This is a genomic window from Streptococcus sp. HMSC072D07 (assembly GCF_001814835.1).
GTDB lineage: Bacteria > Bacillota > Bacilli > Lactobacillales > Streptococcaceae > Streptococcus.
Genome location: NZ_KV818059.1, coordinates 1 through 296, shown reverse-complemented (window position 1 = coordinate 296; position 296 = coordinate 1). Strand labels below are relative to the sequence as shown.

1 protein-coding gene is annotated in these 296 nt (G+C 43.2%); it reads right to left on the bottom strand.

Translation table 11 applies throughout. The features are described from left to right. Positions 1-296, bottom strand: a 296-nt coding sequence (locus HMPREF2991_RS04525; RefSeq protein WP_257371869.1) for a hypothetical protein, incomplete at both ends; no start/stop codon positions are given.

The following is a 296-nucleotide window of genomic DNA, read 5'->3' as shown; positions in this document are numbered from 1 at the left end:
GTAAAGGTGACGGTGCCATCTGGTGAGATTACATAAGTTCCTTCACCTGGAACGACTTTTTCAGTTGTTCCATCTTCAAAGGTTGGCGGAACTGTCAGATCGACATCACCTGTAAAGTTTGGTTTACCAGTCTGAGTTTGACCTTTAAGACCTTCTGATGTCGCATCACTCACTTGTGTTTGTCCAAGGACAGTTGGTGTGTAGCGAGCAGTAACTACATTTCCATACACATCCAAACGTTTCACAACCAATCCTTTAGCTGTACCAACAAAGTCTGGTTCTGGAGTAAAGGTAAT